This is a genomic window from Rhodococcus opacus (genome assembly GCF_012396235.1).
Lineage (GTDB): Bacteria > Actinomycetota > Actinomycetes > Mycobacteriales > Mycobacteriaceae > Rhodococcus_F > Rhodococcus_F opacus.
Window position 1 is genome coordinate 322,903 of the sequence record NZ_JAAXPA010000004.1, and the last position, 16,053, is coordinate 338,955.

General features: G+C 69.1%; 15 protein-coding genes and 1 riboswitch. All 15 genes read left to right on the forward strand.

All coding sequences use genetic code 11. The annotated features are described in order from the left end of the window. Window positions 1-32 precede the first annotated feature (32 nt). The 15 genes from HGB39_RS07545 (at window position 33) to HGB39_RS07610 (ending at window position 16,039) form a co-directional block, all read left to right on the forward strand. Entirely contained in the window at window positions 33-1,004 is a 972-nt protein-coding gene (locus HGB39_RS07545; protein WP_005562425.1) for an ABC transporter substrate-binding protein, read from the forward strand. Window positions 1,005-1,015: 11 nt separating this feature from the next. After that, on the forward strand, window positions 1,016-1,558 hold the full coding sequence (locus HGB39_RS07550) for a GNAT family N-acetyltransferase (protein ID WP_005562426.1): 543 nt from the start codon (window positions 1,016-1,018) through the stop codon (window positions 1,556-1,558). Next, window positions 1,555-2,616: an LLM class flavin-dependent oxidoreductase gene (locus tag HGB39_RS07555; protein WP_005562428.1), complete on the forward strand. Its 1,062-nt coding sequence runs from the start codon at window positions 1,555-1,557 to the stop codon at window positions 2,614-2,616. The genes HGB39_RS07550 and HGB39_RS07555 overlap by 4 nt, the downstream gene beginning before the upstream one ends. Next, window positions 2,613-3,671 carry an LLM class flavin-dependent oxidoreductase gene (locus HGB39_RS07560; protein WP_005562430.1) on the forward strand — a complete coding sequence of 353 codons (1,059 nt, stop codon included), beginning with the start codon at window positions 2,613-2,615 and terminating at the stop codon, window positions 3,669-3,671. Before HGB39_RS07555 ends, HGB39_RS07560 begins: the two co-directional genes overlap by 4 nt. A 15-nt stretch (window positions 3,672-3,686) precedes the next feature. Then, on the forward strand, window positions 3,687-5,081 hold the full coding sequence (locus HGB39_RS07565) for an NtaA/DmoA family FMN-dependent monooxygenase (protein ID WP_043787708.1): 1,395 nt from the start codon (window positions 3,687-3,689) through the stop codon (window positions 5,079-5,081). 46 nt (window positions 5,082-5,127) lie between these two features. Beyond that, a riboswitch (SAM riboswitch) is annotated at window positions 5,128-5,221 on the forward strand. Between the two features lie 4 nt (window positions 5,222-5,225). Then, window positions 5,226-5,309: a putative leader peptide gene (locus HGB39_RS39815; protein WP_310794466.1), complete on the forward strand. Its 84-nt coding sequence runs from the start codon at window positions 5,226-5,228 to the stop codon at window positions 5,307-5,309. 153 nt (window positions 5,310-5,462) lie between these two features. Further along, on the forward strand, window positions 5,463-7,088 hold the full coding sequence (locus HGB39_RS07570) for an ABC transporter substrate-binding protein (RefSeq protein ID WP_052023916.1): 1,626 nt from the start codon (window positions 5,463-5,465) through the stop codon (window positions 7,086-7,088). Between the two features lie 3 nt (window positions 7,089-7,091). After that, window positions 7,092-8,105, forward strand: coding sequence for an ABC transporter permease (locus tag HGB39_RS07575; RefSeq protein ID WP_005562435.1), 1,014 nt, complete (start codon window positions 7,092-7,094; stop codon window positions 8,103-8,105). Then, window positions 8,098-9,018, forward strand: coding sequence for an ABC transporter permease (locus HGB39_RS07580; protein WP_005562437.1), 921 nt, complete (start codon window positions 8,098-8,100; stop codon window positions 9,016-9,018). Before HGB39_RS07575 ends, HGB39_RS07580 begins: the two co-directional genes overlap by 8 nt. Next, window positions 9,015-10,691: a dipeptide ABC transporter ATP-binding protein gene (locus tag HGB39_RS07585; protein WP_005562438.1), complete on the forward strand. Its 1,677-nt coding sequence runs from the start codon at window positions 9,015-9,017 to the stop codon at window positions 10,689-10,691. Before HGB39_RS07580 ends, HGB39_RS07585 begins: the two co-directional genes overlap by 4 nt. Then, entirely contained in the window at window positions 10,684-11,820 is a 1,137-nt protein-coding gene (locus tag HGB39_RS07590; protein ID WP_005562439.1) for an LLM class flavin-dependent oxidoreductase, read from the forward strand. The genes HGB39_RS07585 and HGB39_RS07590 overlap by 8 nt, the downstream gene beginning before the upstream one ends. Before the next feature lie 4 nt (window positions 11,821-11,824). Further along, on the forward strand, window positions 11,825-13,189 hold the full coding sequence (locus tag HGB39_RS07595) for an NtaA/DmoA family FMN-dependent monooxygenase (protein ID WP_005562440.1): 1,365 nt from the start codon (window positions 11,825-11,827) through the stop codon (window positions 13,187-13,189). Next, entirely contained in the window at window positions 13,186-13,983 is a 798-nt protein-coding gene (locus tag HGB39_RS07600; protein ID WP_005562441.1) for a DUF1684 domain-containing protein, read from the forward strand. Before HGB39_RS07595 ends, HGB39_RS07600 begins: the two co-directional genes overlap by 4 nt. 2 nt (window positions 13,984-13,985) lie before the next feature. Further along, window positions 13,986-14,900: an LLM class flavin-dependent oxidoreductase gene (locus HGB39_RS07605; protein WP_005562442.1), complete on the forward strand. Its 915-nt coding sequence runs from the start codon at window positions 13,986-13,988 to the stop codon at window positions 14,898-14,900. Then, on the forward strand, window positions 14,897-16,039 hold the full coding sequence (locus HGB39_RS07610) for an LLM class flavin-dependent oxidoreductase (RefSeq protein ID WP_005562443.1): 1,143 nt from the start codon (window positions 14,897-14,899) through the stop codon (window positions 16,037-16,039). The genes HGB39_RS07605 and HGB39_RS07610 overlap by 4 nt, the downstream gene beginning before the upstream one ends. Window positions 16,040-16,053 lie beyond the last annotated feature (14 nt).

Sequence of the window (16,053 nt, forward strand, 5' to 3'; positions counted from 1 at the left end):
CACACCTCGGTGTGGATCCCCGAAAGGCACACATGTCCACCGCACGGTTCCGTACGAAGATTCTGGCCTCGGCCCTCACCACCGTCGCGCTGCTCGCCGCCGCGTGCGGGGGCGGCGACATCGAGGACGAGGGATCGGGGCCGACCTCGGCCGCCGGATACAACCTCACCGCGGACCAGAATCGCATCACCACCGACGAGGTCGAGTCGATCGCCGCGAAGGTTCCCCAGCAGATCCGCGACCGCGGCACGCTCATCGTGACGGGCAGCGCCGGTTCCGCCCCGCCCCTGCGTTTCTACGCCGACGACGACAAGACGCTCATCGGCTCGGAGACCGACTTCGCGTACCTGATCGGCGACGTTCTCGGGTTGAAGGTCGACCTCCAGGCCGCGGACTGGGCACAGAACTTCGTTCGCATCGACTCGGGGGAGGCCGACGCGTTCATCTCGAACGTCACCGTCACCGAGGAGCGTAAGGAGAAGTACGACTTCTCGACGTACCGCCTCGACACGGTCGCGTTCGAGACGAAGAAGGACAGCGGCATCCAAATCAAGGAGCCCAAGGATGTCGCGGGCCTGAAGATCGCGGTCTCCTCCGGCACCAATCAGGAAGCGCTGCTGGTGAAGTGGAGTGAGCAGAACGTCGCGGCGGGGCTCGAACCCACCGACATCACCTATTACCAGAACGCCACCGACTACTACCTTCCCCTCGCGTCGGGCCGGATCGACGCCTACTTCGGGCCCAACCCGTCCTCGTCGTTCCACGTGGCGCAGGCGGGGGAGAGCGAGATCGCCGGAACGTTCTCGGGGGCCGGCGACGCCCTCCAGGGTGAGATCGCCGTGCTCACCAAGAAGGACAACGGACTGGTGACCGCCGTCAACGAGGCCATCAACCACATCATCGAGAACGGCACGTATGCACAGGTTCTCGACCGCTGGAACATCGCGAGCGAGGCCGTCGGCACGTCGGTCGTCAACCCGCCCGGACTCCCGAAGACCAGCTGACAGGAGGACCAGTGACCGAGAGGACCGAAGCCGTGCAGACCGTGTTCGTCGACCAGGCCGATCCACTGGCCGCGCCGCTGCTCGAAGAACTGGCGATCGAGTACAGCACTCGGTACGGGCGCACCCGCGACGAGATTTACGAAGATCTCAGCACGTACCCGGCGGAGGAGTTCGCCGCACCGGGTGGCGCGTTGCTCGTCGTGGTCGAGGACGGGACGTCCGTGGCGGGCGGGGCCTTCCGCCGCTACGACGACACGACTGCCGAGCTCAAACGGATCTGGACCTCGTCGGCGCACCGCCGCCGCGGCCTCGGACGAATCGTGCTGCGGGAGCTCGAGGCCGAGATCGTCCGGGCCGGTTATTCCCGCATCTTCCTCACCACGGGGCCGCGGCAGCCCGAGGCGGTGGCCCTGTATCTGGCCGCGGGGTACACGGCACTGTTCGACCGCACCCTCCCACCGCAGGACGTCGGAATCCACGGATTCGAGAAGATCCTGCACACCGCTACCGCTCTGCCTTCCGCCTGTGCCGCAAAGGAGTACGAGTCCGTATGAAGTTTCTGCTGATGAGCCTGATCACTCACCAACCGGATCCGGCGACCGGGGAGAAGATCGGCACTGCGGCCAGGCTGCAGGAGGTCGTGGAGTCCGCCGTCCTCGCCGAGCAACTGGGGTACGACGGGTTCGCGGTGGGTGAGCGCCACGAACATCCCTTCCTGTCCTCGTCCCCACCCGTGGTGCTCAGCGCCATCGCGGCGCGCACCAGCACGCTGCAGTTGTGGACGGCGGTCACCACGCTGAGCCTGCTCGACCCGGTCCGTGCATTCGAGGACTACTCGACGCTGGACAACCTGTCGGGCGGCCGGCTGCAGCTCATCATCGGCAAGGGCAACGGCACCGCGCAGGCGGAGCTGTTCCACGTCGCCCCGGACGATCAGTGGGACCGCAACCGCGAGGGCTACGAACTGTTCCGGCAGTTGTGGGAGAGCGAGGACGTCACCTGGGAAGGCACGTTCCGGCCGTCTCTCGAGCACGCTGTCGCACTGCCGCGCCCGCTGCAGCGGCGGATCCGGATCTGGCACGGCAGCGCGACGAGCAAGGAATCGGTGGATCTCGCTGCCCGCTACGGTGATCCGATCTTCTCCGCGAACGTCACGTACCCCATCGACTCGTACGCCGAACTCGTCCGGCACTACCGCGAACGGTGGGCCCACTACGGTCACGATCCCGCCGACGCCCTCGTCGGCGCCGGAACTGCCGGGTTCTACGTGACGCCGAACTCGCAGGATGCGCTCGACGTGTGGCGGCCGATTCACGCCGCTCGCCTCGACTTCGCTCGCAGGGCAGGACTTCCGGTGGTGTTCGAGACCGTCGAGGACTTCGTCGAACGCAGCTCCGCACTGATCGGCAGCCCACAGCAGGTGATCGACAAGGTGCAGCGCTACCACGAGCAGTTCGGCCACGAGGTGATCCACCTGAGCGCCGACCGCGTCGGCAGCGACAAGCAGCACCGCGAAAGCCTGGAGCTGTTCCAGGCCGACGTGGCGCCCGCGCTGCGCGAGACCATTCCGAGCCGACCCCTCACGGCCGGCACCGAGGAGGAAGACGCATGAGACTGGTGCTGGGCATCGAACTCGACGGCGAGGGTGCGCATCCCGAAGCCTGGCGACGAGCCGCGCACACACCGGACCGGTTGCTGACCGGGCGAACGGTGGCGGACCGGGTCGCGGCCGCGGAGAACGCCGGTTTCACGTTCGCGTCCTTCGACGATTCGCTCCTGCCTCCCGGCGCCGACGAGGGACCCGTGGGCCGGATCGACGCGGTGAACCGCGCAGCGTTCGTCGCGGCGACCACCAGCACGATCGGTCTCGTACCGGTCGTCGGCACCACATACGCCGAGCCGTTCCACACGTCCTCCCAGCTCGCGACGCTCGACTACGCGTCGCGCGGTCGCGGCGGCTGGATCGCAGCACGCGACACCGACCCGCGGGTCGCGAGCGCACTGGGCCGGCCCGAGGTCACCGCACCCGACGACCTCGCGCGGGAGGAACGGGACGCGATCACCGTGGTCCGGGACCTGTGGGATTCGTGGGAGGACGACGCGGTGATCCGCGACCACGCCACCGGGCGTTTCGTCGACCGCGACCGATTGCACTACATCGACTTCCAGGGCGAGACCTACTCGGTGAAGGGTCCGGCCATCGTGCCACGACCGCCGCAGGGGCGCCTGGTGGTGTTCGGCTCCGAGGCGAACACCGATCCCTCCCTGGTCGACGTGGTGCTGGTGTCCGGACCGACACTCGAGGACACCACCGCGGCCGCCGGGCGCGCGAAGGCAGGCGGCGCACCGCTGGTGTTCGCCGAACTGGATGTGGCACTCGGCTCGTCCCCGTCTGCCCCGCCGAGCGGACGGCTGTCGTTCGCCGGCGATGCCACCGGGCTGCTGGAACTGCTGCGGGCCCTGGATGCGCACGTCGACGGTGTGCGCCTGCATCCCGCAGTCGTCGACGAGGATCTTCCGGTGCTCGCGCGGTCCGTGGTCCCGGCACTCCTGCGCGCCGGCATCGCCCACCGCCCCGTCCCCGGTTCGACCCTGCGCAGCACGCTGGGCCTCGACCGTCCCGTCACCCGATTCCAGGCCGAGCGCCTCGAAGACTCTTCTCGCTGAAAGGTTGTGGAGAACATGACCGACAACTCGTACGCCAGGCCCGGCGCCCAGGTGCACTTCGGTGTCTTCTTCCAGGGCGTCAATCACACGACGATCTGGTCGGATCCGTCGAGCGGATCGCAGATCGACTTCGAAACGTTCCGGCGGGTGGCACTGACCGCCGAGAGGGGCCTGTTCGACGCCTTCTTCCTCGGTGAGGGCCTGCGCCTGCGGGAACAGGAAGGCAAGATCCTCGATCTCGACATCGTGGGCAGGCCGGACGCGATCACCCAGCTCGCGGCGCTGGCCGGCATCACCCGGCACATCGGGTTGGTGGCCACCCAGAACACCACCTACAACGAGCCGGCCGACCTCGCCCGGCGGCTGTCCGGGCTGGACCTGCTGTCCGGTGGCCGTGCCGGCTGGAACGCCGTCACCACGGACAACGCCTGGACCGGTGAGAACTTCCGGCGCGGCGGCTTCCTCGATCACGCGGACAGATACGAGCGGGCCGGGCAGTTCCTCGACACCGCCCGGGTGATCTGGGATGCGTGGGCCGACGGCGCGGTCGCGACGAGCACCGACGCGCCGTCGTGGTCGACCCCGGACGGGGTGCGGGAGGTGTCCCGGCGGACGTCGCAGTTCGACGTCACGATCACTCCCACGCTGCCGCGCAGCGCCCAGGGGCATCCCGTCATCTTCCAGGCCGGCGACTCACCGGGGGGCCGGGACTTCGCGGCCGCGCACACCGACGTGATCTTCTCCCGGCACGGAACGCATTTCGACGAGGCGCTCACCTTCGCCGAGGACATCCGGGCGAGACTGCGTCGTGCAGGGCGCCCCGAGGACGACGTCAAGATTCTGCCGGGCACGCAGATCGTGCTCGCGGAGAACGCGTCCGAGGTGGAGGAGAAGGTGCGCTGGGTTCTCGAGGGCCAGTACACCGGGCAGACGGCGTTGTCGCTGGTGGGTCAGGTGTGGGGCCGTGATCTGTCCGATCGCGACCCGGACGGTCCACTGCCCGAATTCGATCCGGTGCCCGCGCCGATCTCCGTCACCCGCGGGGCGGCGCGCGACGGAAAGGATCCGCTCGCCATCGCGCGGGAATGGCGAGCCTTGGCGGAGGCGCAGAACCTGTCGCTGCGTCAGGTCGCGATCGCGACCACCCAGCGCTCCGGTTTCGCGGGCACCCCTGGGCAGGTCGCCGACGAACTCACCCGGTGGGTTCGCAGCGGCGCGACGGACGGGTTCAACATCTCGCCCCACCTGGTGCCTACCGGACTCGACGAGATCGTCGACCTGCTGGTGCCCGAATTGCAGGAGCGAGGCTCGTACCGAACGGAATACGAAGGCTCCACTCTGCGCGAACATCTCGGTCTCCGGCCCGCTCTGTCGCGGCGGGAACTCCCGCCCCGGCAGGCAGTGGGGTAACGGGGTCCGTGTGGCGCGGCGACCGGCGATCTCTTACACTCGGTAACGACCATCCAGAGCGACCGAGAGACCTGGCTCGTTGACGTCGCAGCAACCCCCCGCCCTGCGGGTGCGGGTGCTACCGCCGGGATCGATGGAGGAACGATGTTGACCGAAGGTTTCGTGAGCGCCTGGGGGCGTCTCCACGTCGATCTCTGCCGACTGTCCACCTCGATCTGTCACAGCTGACCTGATACCCCGATCCGTCGGGGTTCCGGCTCTTCACACCGCATCCGCGTCGGATCCGGTGTCCCTCACGTTCCTGTGCGCGTGAGCGCTGCCGAATAGTCTCGGCAGCGCGCACCGCACTTCTTCGAGATCACGGAGTTCTCGGTGCCATCAGTGCTTTTGTCCTCGCCCTACCGCATCGCAGCAGGTATCGGTGCCGCTGCCGTGCTGGCCACGGCGCTCACCGCCTGCGGTGGCGGTTCCAGCAGTTCCTCCGCAGATGCGGGCCCCGCACAGCCGGGCGGCACAGTCCGCTACGGCCTCTCCCAGGCACCCACGTGCGCCGACCCGGCGCAGTCGGGCACGAACCAGACGATCTACGTGGCTCGTCAGGTGGTGGACTCGCTCACCGACCAGGACCCGGCAACAGGTGAACTGAAGCCGTGGCTCGCCGAGAGCTGGGAAACCGACGCCGACGCGTCCTCCTTCACGTTCCACCTGAAGGAGGGGGTGACGTTCAGCGACGGAACACCTTTCACCGCGGATTCGGTGAAGAAGAATCTCGACGCCATCGTGAACACCCTCTCCGGCGCCAAGGCCCCGCTCGGTGCCAGCTACCTCGCCGGTTACACCGGTACCACTGTGATCGACCCGCTTACCGCGCAGGTCGACTTCGCCGCACCCAACGCGCAGTTCCTGCAGGCGTCGTCGACCCCGCAACTGGGCATCCTGTCCGATGCGTCCGTCGCGAGGTCCGCCGAAGAGCGGTGCACCGGCAACATCTCGGGCACCGGGCCGTTCACGTACGCCGACTACCAGCAGGACAAGTCGGTGACCCTCGCCAAGCGTGCCGGATACAACTGGGGTTCGGACGTGTTCGGCCACGACGGCGAGGCCTACCTCGACACCATCGAGTTCAGTGTCGTGCCCGAATCCGGGGTCCGCACGGGCAGCCTGTCCTCGGGACAGCTGGACGCGATCAGCGACGCGTTGCCGCAGGACGCCCCGCAGATCGAAGGCGCGGGCGGGCAGGTGCTCACCACGTCGAACCCCGGGACCCCGTTCGGTTTCCAGCCCAACGTGACTCGCGGACCGCTCGTCGATCCGGTCGTGCGCAGCGCGCTGGTCCCGGCGATCAACCGGCAGGAACTGGTCGACACCGTGCTCGGGCCCAACTTCAAGCCCGCCACCAGCACGCTGGCCAGCCGCACCCCCGGCTACGTGTCGCTGCCGGACGTGACGTACGACCCGGAGAAGGCGAAGTCGATTCTGGATCAGGCGGGCTGGGTTCCCGGTGCCGACGGCATCCGGGAGAAGGGCGGTCAGAAGCTGAGCTTCCCCGTTCTGTTCAGCTCGGTGTTCGCCGGCAACCAGGCCATTCTCGAACTGGTGCAGCAGCAGCTCAAAGAGGTGGGAGTGGATCTGCAGCTGAATCTCGTGTCCACTCCTGAGGCCACCGCCCGCCAGAATGCCAAGGACTTCGACGCCACTTACTACAACAGCACCCGCGCCGACGGTGACATCCTCCGCACCCAGTTCGGCCTCGAGGGCCGCAACCTGAACAACCGCGGACCGATTCCCGCGCTCGACGACGTGCTCGCGAAGCAGCTCGCCACCACCGACACCACCGAGCGGAGCGCGCTCGTCGCCGACGCCCAGCAGCAGGTGCTCGACAACGGCCTGTGGATCCCCACGGTGGAGTTGTCGCAGGCGATCGGCGCCGGCCCGAACGTGCAGGACCTGAAGTTCGAGGCCTCGGCCCGGCTCCAGTTCTTCGACACCTGGATCAGCGGACGCTGAGCCATGATTCGCTACCTCGGACTACGTGTGCTGCAGGCGATCGCCGTCCTGTGGGCGACGTTCACCGTGTCGTTCGCCGTGCTGTTCCTGCTGCCGTCCGACCCGGTGAGCATCGCCGTCGACTCGGCGACCACCGGAACGACGGTCGACGCGGCCGCCGTCGCGGAGTTGCAGGCCCGGTACGGCCTCGACCAGCCGGTGTGGGTGCAGTACTGGAACTCCCTGAGCCACGCCGTCCGCGGTGACTTCGGGTACTCGATCGCCACCGGGCAATCGGTGACCGAGGCCATCGGGAACGCGGTGCCCAGCACCCTCGCGCTGGCATCCGCGGCGCTGGTTCTCGCGGTCGTGTTCGGGGCAGCGGTCGCGTTCCTCGCCACCTACACGAGGGTCCATTGGGTGCGGAATCTGCTGTTCTCACTTCCTCCGCTCGGTGTCGCGGTACCGACATTCTGGGTGGGACTGATTCTGCTGCAGCTGTTCTCGTTCCGGCTGAAGGCCTTCCCGGCGTTCGGTGACCAGGGGATCGCGACGCTGGTGCTCCCCGCGGTGACGCTCGCGCTGCCGACCGGCGCCGTGATCGCGCAGGTGCTCGCGGCGAGTCTGCAGACCACGTGGCGGCAGCCGTTCATCGAAGCCGCGCGGGCGAAGGGCGCGTCCCGCTGGCAGATCCAGACCCGGCACGCGCTGCGCCTGTCGAGCATTCCCGCGTTCACCATCGCCGGTGTGCTCGTGGGTAATCTGCTGGCCGGATCGGTCGTCGTCGAGACGGTGTTCTCGCGCGCCGGAGTGGGGCGGCTCACCCAGACTTCCGTGATGGCGCAGGACATTCCAGTGGTCCAGGGAATCGTGGTGCTGAGCTCCGTCGTCTATGTACTCGTCAATCTCGCCGTCGATCTGCTCTACCCGCTGATCGATCCGAGGATCGTCGAGGGCAGACGCAGTTCTGACACCAGCGACGGCGTCGCTCATGTGCGCAGCGCCACCGCGGATGTGGAGGAGAAGGTTCATGTCTGACATCCTCACCAGGGAACTGATCGACGAGGCCGAGGGTTTCGGCACTCCACCGATCGACCCGCCTCCCGTGATCGTGTCCGAGTCGGACAGCCGCGGACGCCGCGTGGTGACGTGGTTGCATCGCAATCTCGCGCTCGTGGCCTCGGCCGCCTTGCTCCTTGTCGCGGTCGGATTCGCGGTGGCGCCGTCGGTGTTCGCGAGCGGCGACCCGCTGGTCGGGGTGCCCGCCCAGAAACTGCAGGCGCCGAGTGCCGCGCATTGGTTCGGCACCGACAACATCGGCCGTGACGTGTATACCCGCGTGGTGCACGGGGCCGGATTGTCGCTGACCGCAACGCTGTTGGCCGTGGGGATCGCGCTGGTGGCCGGTTCGCTGATCGGCCTGCTGTCCGGTGCCGTCGGAGGGGCGCTGGACGCCGTCCTGATGCGGGTCGTCGACGTCCTCCTGTCGATCCCCGCGCTGCTGCTCTCGCTCGCACTGGTGACCGCGCTGGGGTTCGGCACCGTCAACGTGGCCATCGCGGTGGGAGTGTCACTGATCGCGAACTTCGCCCGCGTGATGCGTTCGGAGGTGCTGCGCGTACGCCGGTCGCTGTACGTCGAGGCGGCGTTCGCGTCGGGTGTCCGCTGGCACACGGTGTTGCGCCGGCACGTGCTGCGGAACTCGTACCCGCCCGTCGTGGCACTCGCCGCCGTCGAGTTCGGGATGGCGGTCCTCGCGGTGTCGTCGCTGAGCTTTCTCGGGTTCGGTGCGGTGCCGCCCACCCCGGAATGGGGCTCGCTGATCTCCGAGGGCCGGAACTACCTCGCCACCGCGTGGTGGATGACCACCCTGCCCGGACTGGTGATCGTGGCCGTCGTGCTGTCGGCGCACCGACTCGGGCATGCACTCGAACAGAGGGAAGTGCGATGAGTTCGACTACTGCTGCGGCAGGTACCACGGCGCCGCTCCTGCAGGTTTCCGGACTGCGGGTGGCATACGGGAGCGTGAGCGATCCGGTCGTGGCCGTGAAGGGCGTCGACCTCACGGTCTCGCGCGGGGAGGTGGTGGCCGTGGTCGGCGAGTCCGGCTCCGGAAAATCCACCACCGCGCATGCCATCCTCGGACTGCTCAGCGGATCCGGGCGGGCCGTCGCCGGCACCGTCACGTTCGACGGTGAGCGTCTCGACACCAAGTCGGAGCGCGCACTCGGCCGGGTTCGCGGCGCCCGGATCGGCCTGGTTCCCCAGGATCCGACGACGTCGCTCAACCCCGTCCTGCGGGTCGGCGCCCAGGTGGCGGAGGTGCTCCGGATCCACGGTCTCGCCGACCGGCGGACGGCAGGCATCGAGGCGGTGCGCATTCTCGCCGAGGCCGGGATCGACAAGCCCGAGGTGCGGGCGAGGCAGTACCCGCAGGACCTGTCGGGCGGGCAACGGCAGCGCGTCCTGATCGGGATCGCCTTGGCGTGCAGCCCCGAACTCGTGATCGCGGACGAACCGACCAGCGCACTCGACGTCACGGTGCAGCGCCGGATTCTCGATCACCTCGACGCGCGGATCGCCGAATCCGGTACCGCGGTCCTGCTGATCACGCACGATCTGGGTGTCGCCGCCGACCGTGCCGACCGGATCGTGGTGATGAGCCAGGGTGAGGTGGTGGAAGCGGGCCCCACCCGCGAGATCCTGGAGAACCCACGGCACGAGTACACCCGCACCCTGCTGGCCGCGGCGCCGAGTCTCTCGGTGGTGCGGGGGCCCAACCGCGCCGCGGCGGTGGGCGGAGCCGAACCCGATGTCCTGCTGCGCGTGTCCGGGGTGTCCAAGACGTTCCGGATCGATCGGCGCACGGCCATCGACGCCGTCCAGGACGTGTCGTTCGAGGTCCCGCGCGGGCGCACGCTGTCGCTGGTGGGGGAGTCCGGGTCCGGCAAGTCCACGGTGGCCCGGATCGCGATCCGGTTGGAATCTCCCTCCGCGGGCCGCGTCGAGTTCGACGGCCGGGACATCACCACCCTGCGCGGCGGTGCGCTGCGGGCCCTGCGCCGCCGAGTGCAGATCGTGTACCAGAACCCGTATGCGTCCCTCGATCCGAAGCTGGCGATCGCGGACATCGTGGCGGAACCTCTCGGTGCGTTCGGTGTCGGCACCAGGGCGGAACGGACGGCACGAGTCGCCGAACTGCTCGAACAGGTCGCGTTGCCGCGCACCTACCTCGAACGCAGACCGGCAGAGCTGTCCGGTGGGCAACGGCAGCGGGTCGCCATCGCCCGCGCGCTCGCTCTGCACCCCGAACTCGTCGTGCTCGACGAACCGGTGTCGGCGCTGGACGTCTCGGTGCAGTCACAGATCCTCGGGCTGCTCGAGAGCCTGCAGTGGGAACTCGGGCTGAGCTACCTCTTCATCTCGCACGACCTCGCCGTGGTCCGGCAGATCAGCGACACGGTCGCGGTGATGCGGTCCGGCCGCATCGTCGAATCGGGCGCCGCGGCAGAAATATTCGACAATCCCCGCCACGACTACACCCGGCAGTTGCTCGACGCCATCCCGGGACGATCCGTCGTGCGTCCACGTTCTGCACAGCTGGAGGAATCGATTCATGCCTGAGCCACACGACCCGCTCGTCGCCGTCGATCTGTACGGCACGGGGATCCATCCGCAGTCCTGGCGTCGTCCGGACTCGCGCGCCGAGGACCTCTTCACCCCCGGCTACTGGACCGGCCTGCTCGGGCAGGCCGACTCGGCCGGAGTTGACCTCGCCTTCGTCGGCGATACCTTCGCGATCGCCACCACGGGACATGCCGATCAGCGTGGGCACCTGGACGCGGTGGCGATCGCGGCACGGGCCGTCGCGTCCACCGAGCGCATCGGCCTGGTTCCCACGGTGACCGTCACCCACACCGAACCGTTCCACGTGTCCAAGGCCATCGCGAGCCTCGACCACGCGTCGCTCGGCCGCGCCGGGTGGCAGGTGGACGTGTCGGCCGGTCAGGCGCAGGCGAATCTGTTCGGACGCAAGGACGCACAGGATGCCGAGAGTCTGTGGGCGGAGGCGGCCGACGCGATCGAGGTCATCAGTTTGCTGTGGGACAGCTGGGAGGACGATGCCGAGATCCGCGACGTGCCCACCGGCCGCTTCATCGACCGGGACAAGCTGCACTACATCGATTTCGAGGGCACGCACTTCTCCGTGAAGGGTCCCTCGATCACGCCGCGGTCGCCGCAGGGACAGTCGCTGATCGTGATCGGTGCGCGGGACGAGCACTCCACCCGGGTCGCCGCGGCGCGCGCCGACGTGATCCGCATCGGCGCACCCACCGTGGACGCCGCGCGTGACGTCGCGGACCCGGTGCGACGTGCTGCGGTCGAGGCCGGCCGGGCCCCCGCTTCGCTCCGGATCCTGCTGGACGTCGAGGTGGTGATCGCCGAGACCGCCGACACGGCGGAACGCGACCTCGCCCAGCTCGAGAACTGGTCCGGCGGCCGCTACGAGCCGGCGTCGATTCTCCACCGCGGAGACGCGACGGGACTGTCCCGGCTGATCACCGACGTGGTGGACACCGGGGGCGTCGACGGGGTCACCCTCCGGCCGCTGGCGCTGACGTCCGGCCTGAACGAGATCACCGAACGCGTCCTGCCGCTGCTGCGGCCGGGCGGCCGGGCGTCCGACAGCAGAGTGCTCCGGGAGCGGCTCGGCTTCACCCGTCCCGACAATCACTTCGCCGGACAGGACTGACATCATGAGCAACCAGCGCAAGCAGATTCATCTCGCGGCCCACTTCCCCGGCGTCAACAACACCACCGTGTGGAGCGACCCCGAATCGAAGAGCCAGATCGACTTCGACTCGTTCGTGCACCTCGCGGAGACCGCCGAACGCGGACTGTTCGACTTCTTCTTCCTCGCCGAGGGCCTGCGCCTACGTGAGCACCGGGGCCTGATCCACGACCTCGACGTGGTGGGCCGCCCCGACACGTTGACGGTGCTCGGCGCACTCGCCGGAGTCACCACGCATCTGGGCCTGGCGGGAACGATCAACACCACGTTCAACGAACCGTACGAGCTGGCACGCCAATTCGCCTCGCTCGACCACCTGTCCGACGGCCGGGCCGCGTGGAACATGGTGACGTCCTCGGACGCGTTCACGGGGGAGAACTTCCGGCGCGGGGGATACCTCGACAAGGCCGACCGGTACGTCCGCGCAGGCGAACTGATCGAGGGCGCCCGCAAGTTCTGGGACAGCTGGGATCAGGATGCGTTGCAGATCGACCGCACTCGGGGAGTGTTCGCCCAGGACAACTCGATCCGCGACGTCACCCACTCCGGCTCCCAGTTCGACATCCGGGGACGATTCACGATTCCCCGGAGCCCGCAGGGGCACCCGGTGCTGCTGCAGGCCGGCGACTCCGATCAGGGCCGCGAATTCGGGGCCGCGCAGGCGGACGCGATCTTCACCATCCACGGGTCGCTCGAGGACGGCCAGAAGTTCTACACGGACGTCAAGGGCAGGCTGGCGAAGTACGGGCGCAGTTACGACGATCTCAAGGTCCTGCCCGCGGCGACCTTCGTGCTGGGCGACTCCGCGGCGGACGCCGCCGAGCGCGCAGATCACATCCGGCACCAGCAGGTGGGCCCGCAGACGGCGATCGCGTTTCTCGAACAGGTCTGGGGTCGTGACCTTTCCGCATACGACCCGGACGGTCCGCTACCGGACGTCGAACCGGCCGACGACACGAACATCACCCGCGGCCGGGTCCGGCACGCGAAGGACCCCCGCGAGATCGCCGCCGCGTGGCGGGCGAAGGCCGAAGCCGAGAAGCTCAGCATCCGTGAACTGATCATCGCGGTCACCACCCGCCAGCAATTCGTCGGCACCGCCGCTCAGGTGGCCGAGGAGATCGACCGCTACGTGCAGGCGGACGCGTGCGACGGCTTCATCCTGGTACCGCACCTCACACCGGCCGGGCTCGACGAGTTCGTCGAGAAGGTGGTCCCGGAATTGCAGAACCGCGGCAGCTTCCGCTCCGAGTACTCGGGGACGACCCTGCGCAGCCATCTCGGACTGCGCCATCCGCATCACCAGACAGAAGGAGTTCGGGCATCATGACCGCAGTCACGGCAGGCGCGACATTCGAGCAGGACTGGCAGGACTGGCATTCGGCGCGGGAGGAGTCTTTCCGCGACCCGCTGGGATGGCTGAGTCTCACGGCGTTGCACTGGCTCGTCGAGACCGACACCACGTTCCCCGACCCGCCCGGGAAGTGGCGGGCCGACGCGGACGGGGTGGTGATCACGGCCACCGCCGACGCCGGTCTCGAGGTCGACGGCGACGCGGTCGACGGCACGGCGACCCTCGCACCTCTGGAGGGTGCACCCGGTCTGCTCGTGCGGCACGGGAGCCGCAACATCGAGGTGATCCGGAGAACCGGTGACGTCGCCCTGCGGATCCACGACCCCGAGGCGGGCACCCTCGCCGCGTTCACCGGCATCCCGGCGTTCCCGCCCGCGCGGCAGTGGGCCGTGCCGGCAACGTTCACCCCGTTCCCGCAGTCCCGCGTCGTGACGACGGGTGCGGTCGTCGAGGGACTCGAGCACCACCACACGGCGCTGGGCTCACTCGCATTCGAGTACGACGGCGCCGTACACGAACTCGTCGCGTTCGCAGGCACGAACGGTGGCCTGCACGTCCTGTTCACGGACGCCACCAGCGGGGTCAGCACGTACCCCGCGGCGCGGTCCCTGGCCGTGGACGCCCCAGCCGCCGACGGCCGGGTGATCCTCGATTTCAACCGGGCGGCCAACCTGCCGTGCGCGTTCACCGACTACGCCACCTGCCCGGTCGCGCCCGCCGAGAACCGGTTGACGCTCGCGGTCGAGGCCGGCGAGAAGAACCCGCGGTAGGCATGGCCGAGAAGCAGGTCGTGCTCGGGGCGGCGGCGCCCGCGGGCCGGACGGACTTCGCCGTCCTCGCGGATGCCGCCCGCACCGCGGAGCGGGGGAGATTCGACTTCTTCCTCGCCGAAGGCGTCACCGCGGCGAACGCGCTGGCCGGGTTCACCGACACGGTGGGGCTCGCGGCGACGCTGGACACGACCTCCGCCGAACCGTACGACGTGGCCCGCCGGCTGGCCTCACTCGATCACCTGTCGGGCGGGCGTGCGGCATGGAACACCGTGGCGCCCGGCGGCGAGCGGGCCTCGGAGTTCGTCGACACCGCCCGCACGCTGTGGGATTCCTGGGCCGAGGGGGTCGTCACCGTCGACCGGGATGCGGGGCGGTTCGTCTCGGACCCCACCGCAGGCGCGTTCTATCACCGGGGCAGGCACTTCGACATCGGTGGACGCTTCACCGTCCCGCGGAGCCCGCAAGCGCAACCGGTGGTGATCGTGTCGGGTGACGGCCCGGAGGCCCGGGATCTCGCCGCCCGGCACGGCGACGTGATCATCGCCCCGCTCGGCACGTTCGAGGCCGGTCGCGCGTTCTACGACGACCTCGCGCGCCGCACGGTCGAGGCCGGCAGACCCGCCGGTGCGGTGAAGGTCCTGTCCGCCGCGACGTTCGTGGGTACCGCCGCGTCCGTCGCGGACCGGATCGTCCGGTGGGTCCGCGAGGACGCAGCGGACGGGTTCGTCCTGCCGTCCCACCTCACCCCGGACGAACTCGCCCTGTTCGCCGACACGGTGGTGCCGTTGCTGCAGGACCGCGGTGTTCTGCGCACCGAATACATCACCGCCACGCTGCGGCAGCACCTCGGACTCGGTGCCCCGCGCAGCCATCGCGCTGTCAATCCCCGCTCTCTCCAGAAGGTGCCCTCATGACCACTCCGTTGTCCGTCCTCGATCTGTCGCCCGTCAGCGAGGGCACCACCGCCCGCACCGCGCTGCGGAACACCGTCGACCTCGCCCGGCACGCCGAGGAGTGGGGATACAAGCGGTACTGGGTTGCCGAACACCACTTCGTGGGCGTCGCCAGTTCCTCACCTGCCGTGCTCGTCGGGATCCTGGCCGCGGCGACCAGCACGCTCCGGGTCGGCGCCGCCGCGGTGCAGTTGGGCCACACCACCGCAGCGGCCGTCGTCGAGGCGTTCGGCACCGTCGACGCGCTGTACCCGGGTCGCCTGGACCTCGGGCTCGGGCGGTCGGGCCAGCGGCGGGCCGAGGCGCTGAAAGCCGTTGCGGAACGCAACAACCAGCCGGCCCCGCCCCGCCGGGAGACGGACATCCGCGACGGCGTCGTGATCCCGGCACCGTTCGACCCGTCCGGGCTCCTGCTGTCTCCGCGGCTCACAGCGGCGCAGTCGGTACTGCAGCAGCCGGGCGCGCTGTCGCCCGCATTCGACCAGCAGGTCGACGACATCCTGGCACTGCTCGACGGCACGTACCGCACCCCGGACGGGATCGAGCTCCACGCCAGCCCCGGCGAGGGCGCCGACGTCGAGGTGTGGGTGTTCGGCAGCAGCGCGGGACCGAGCGCCGAACTGGCCGGGCGGCTGGGGTTGCCTTTCGGAGCGAACTACCACGTGAGCCCGTCGACGACGCTCGAGGCGGTCGAGGCCTACCGCGCCGCGTTCCGCCCGTCGTCGCAGCTGCAGAAGCCGTACGTCGTCGTCTCCGCCGACGCGGTCGTGGCGGAGGACGACGCGACCGCGAAGGAACTGGCGTCGACGTTCGCGCACTGGACGCACAGCATCCGCAGTGGACACGGTGCAATCCCGTATCCGGACCCCGCGCACACGGCACCGCTCGGCGAGACGGAACGCGCGGCGGTCGAGGACCGGCTGATCACCCAGTTCGTGGGCGCACCGGCCACCGTCGCGGACCGACTCGACAGTCTGCGAAGGCTCACCGACGCCGACGAACTGGTGATCACCAGCGTCACCCACGATCACGGCGACCGGCTGCGCTCCTACGAGCTGCTCGCAGCGGAGTGGGGACTGCCGGGCCTGCTGGCCGCCTGAGAGCACGATGATTG

Coding starts and splice junctions, on each gene's coding strand:
- HGB39_RS07590 (WP_005562439.1), top strand. CDS start 10,684: ATGCCTGAGCCACACGACCCGCTCGTCGCCGTCGATCTGTACGGCACG.
- HGB39_RS07605 (WP_005562442.1), top strand. CDS start 13,986: ATGGCCGAGAAGCAGGTCGTGCTCGGGGCGGCGGCGCCCGCGGGCCGG.
- HGB39_RS07585 (WP_005562438.1), top strand. CDS start 9,015: ATGAGTTCGACTACTGCTGCGGCAGGTACCACGGCGCCGCTCCTGCAG.
- HGB39_RS07600 (WP_005562441.1), top strand. CDS start 13,186: ATGACCGCAGTCACGGCAGGCGCGACATTCGAGCAGGACTGGCAGGAC.
- HGB39_RS07555 (WP_005562428.1), top strand. CDS start 1,555: ATGAAGTTTCTGCTGATGAGCCTGATCACTCACCAACCGGATCCGGCG.
- HGB39_RS07610 (WP_005562443.1), top strand. CDS start 14,897: ATGACCACTCCGTTGTCCGTCCTCGATCTGTCGCCCGTCAGCGAGGGC.
- HGB39_RS07595 (WP_005562440.1), top strand. CDS start 11,825: ATGAGCAACCAGCGCAAGCAGATTCATCTCGCGGCCCACTTCCCCGGC.
- HGB39_RS07545 (WP_005562425.1), top strand. CDS start 33: ATGTCCACCGCACGGTTCCGTACGAAGATTCTGGCCTCGGCCCTCACC.
- HGB39_RS07580 (WP_005562437.1), top strand. CDS start 8,098: ATGTCTGACATCCTCACCAGGGAACTGATCGACGAGGCCGAGGGTTTC.
- HGB39_RS07565 (WP_043787708.1), top strand. CDS start 3,687: ATGACCGACAACTCGTACGCCAGGCCCGGCGCCCAGGTGCACTTCGGT.
- HGB39_RS07560 (WP_005562430.1), top strand. CDS start 2,613: ATGAGACTGGTGCTGGGCATCGAACTCGACGGCGAGGGTGCGCATCCC.
- HGB39_RS07575 (WP_005562435.1), top strand. CDS start 7,092: ATGATTCGCTACCTCGGACTACGTGTGCTGCAGGCGATCGCCGTCCTG.
- HGB39_RS39815 (WP_310794466.1), top strand. CDS start 5,226: ATGTTGACCGAAGGTTTCGTGAGCGCCTGGGGGCGTCTCCACGTCGAT.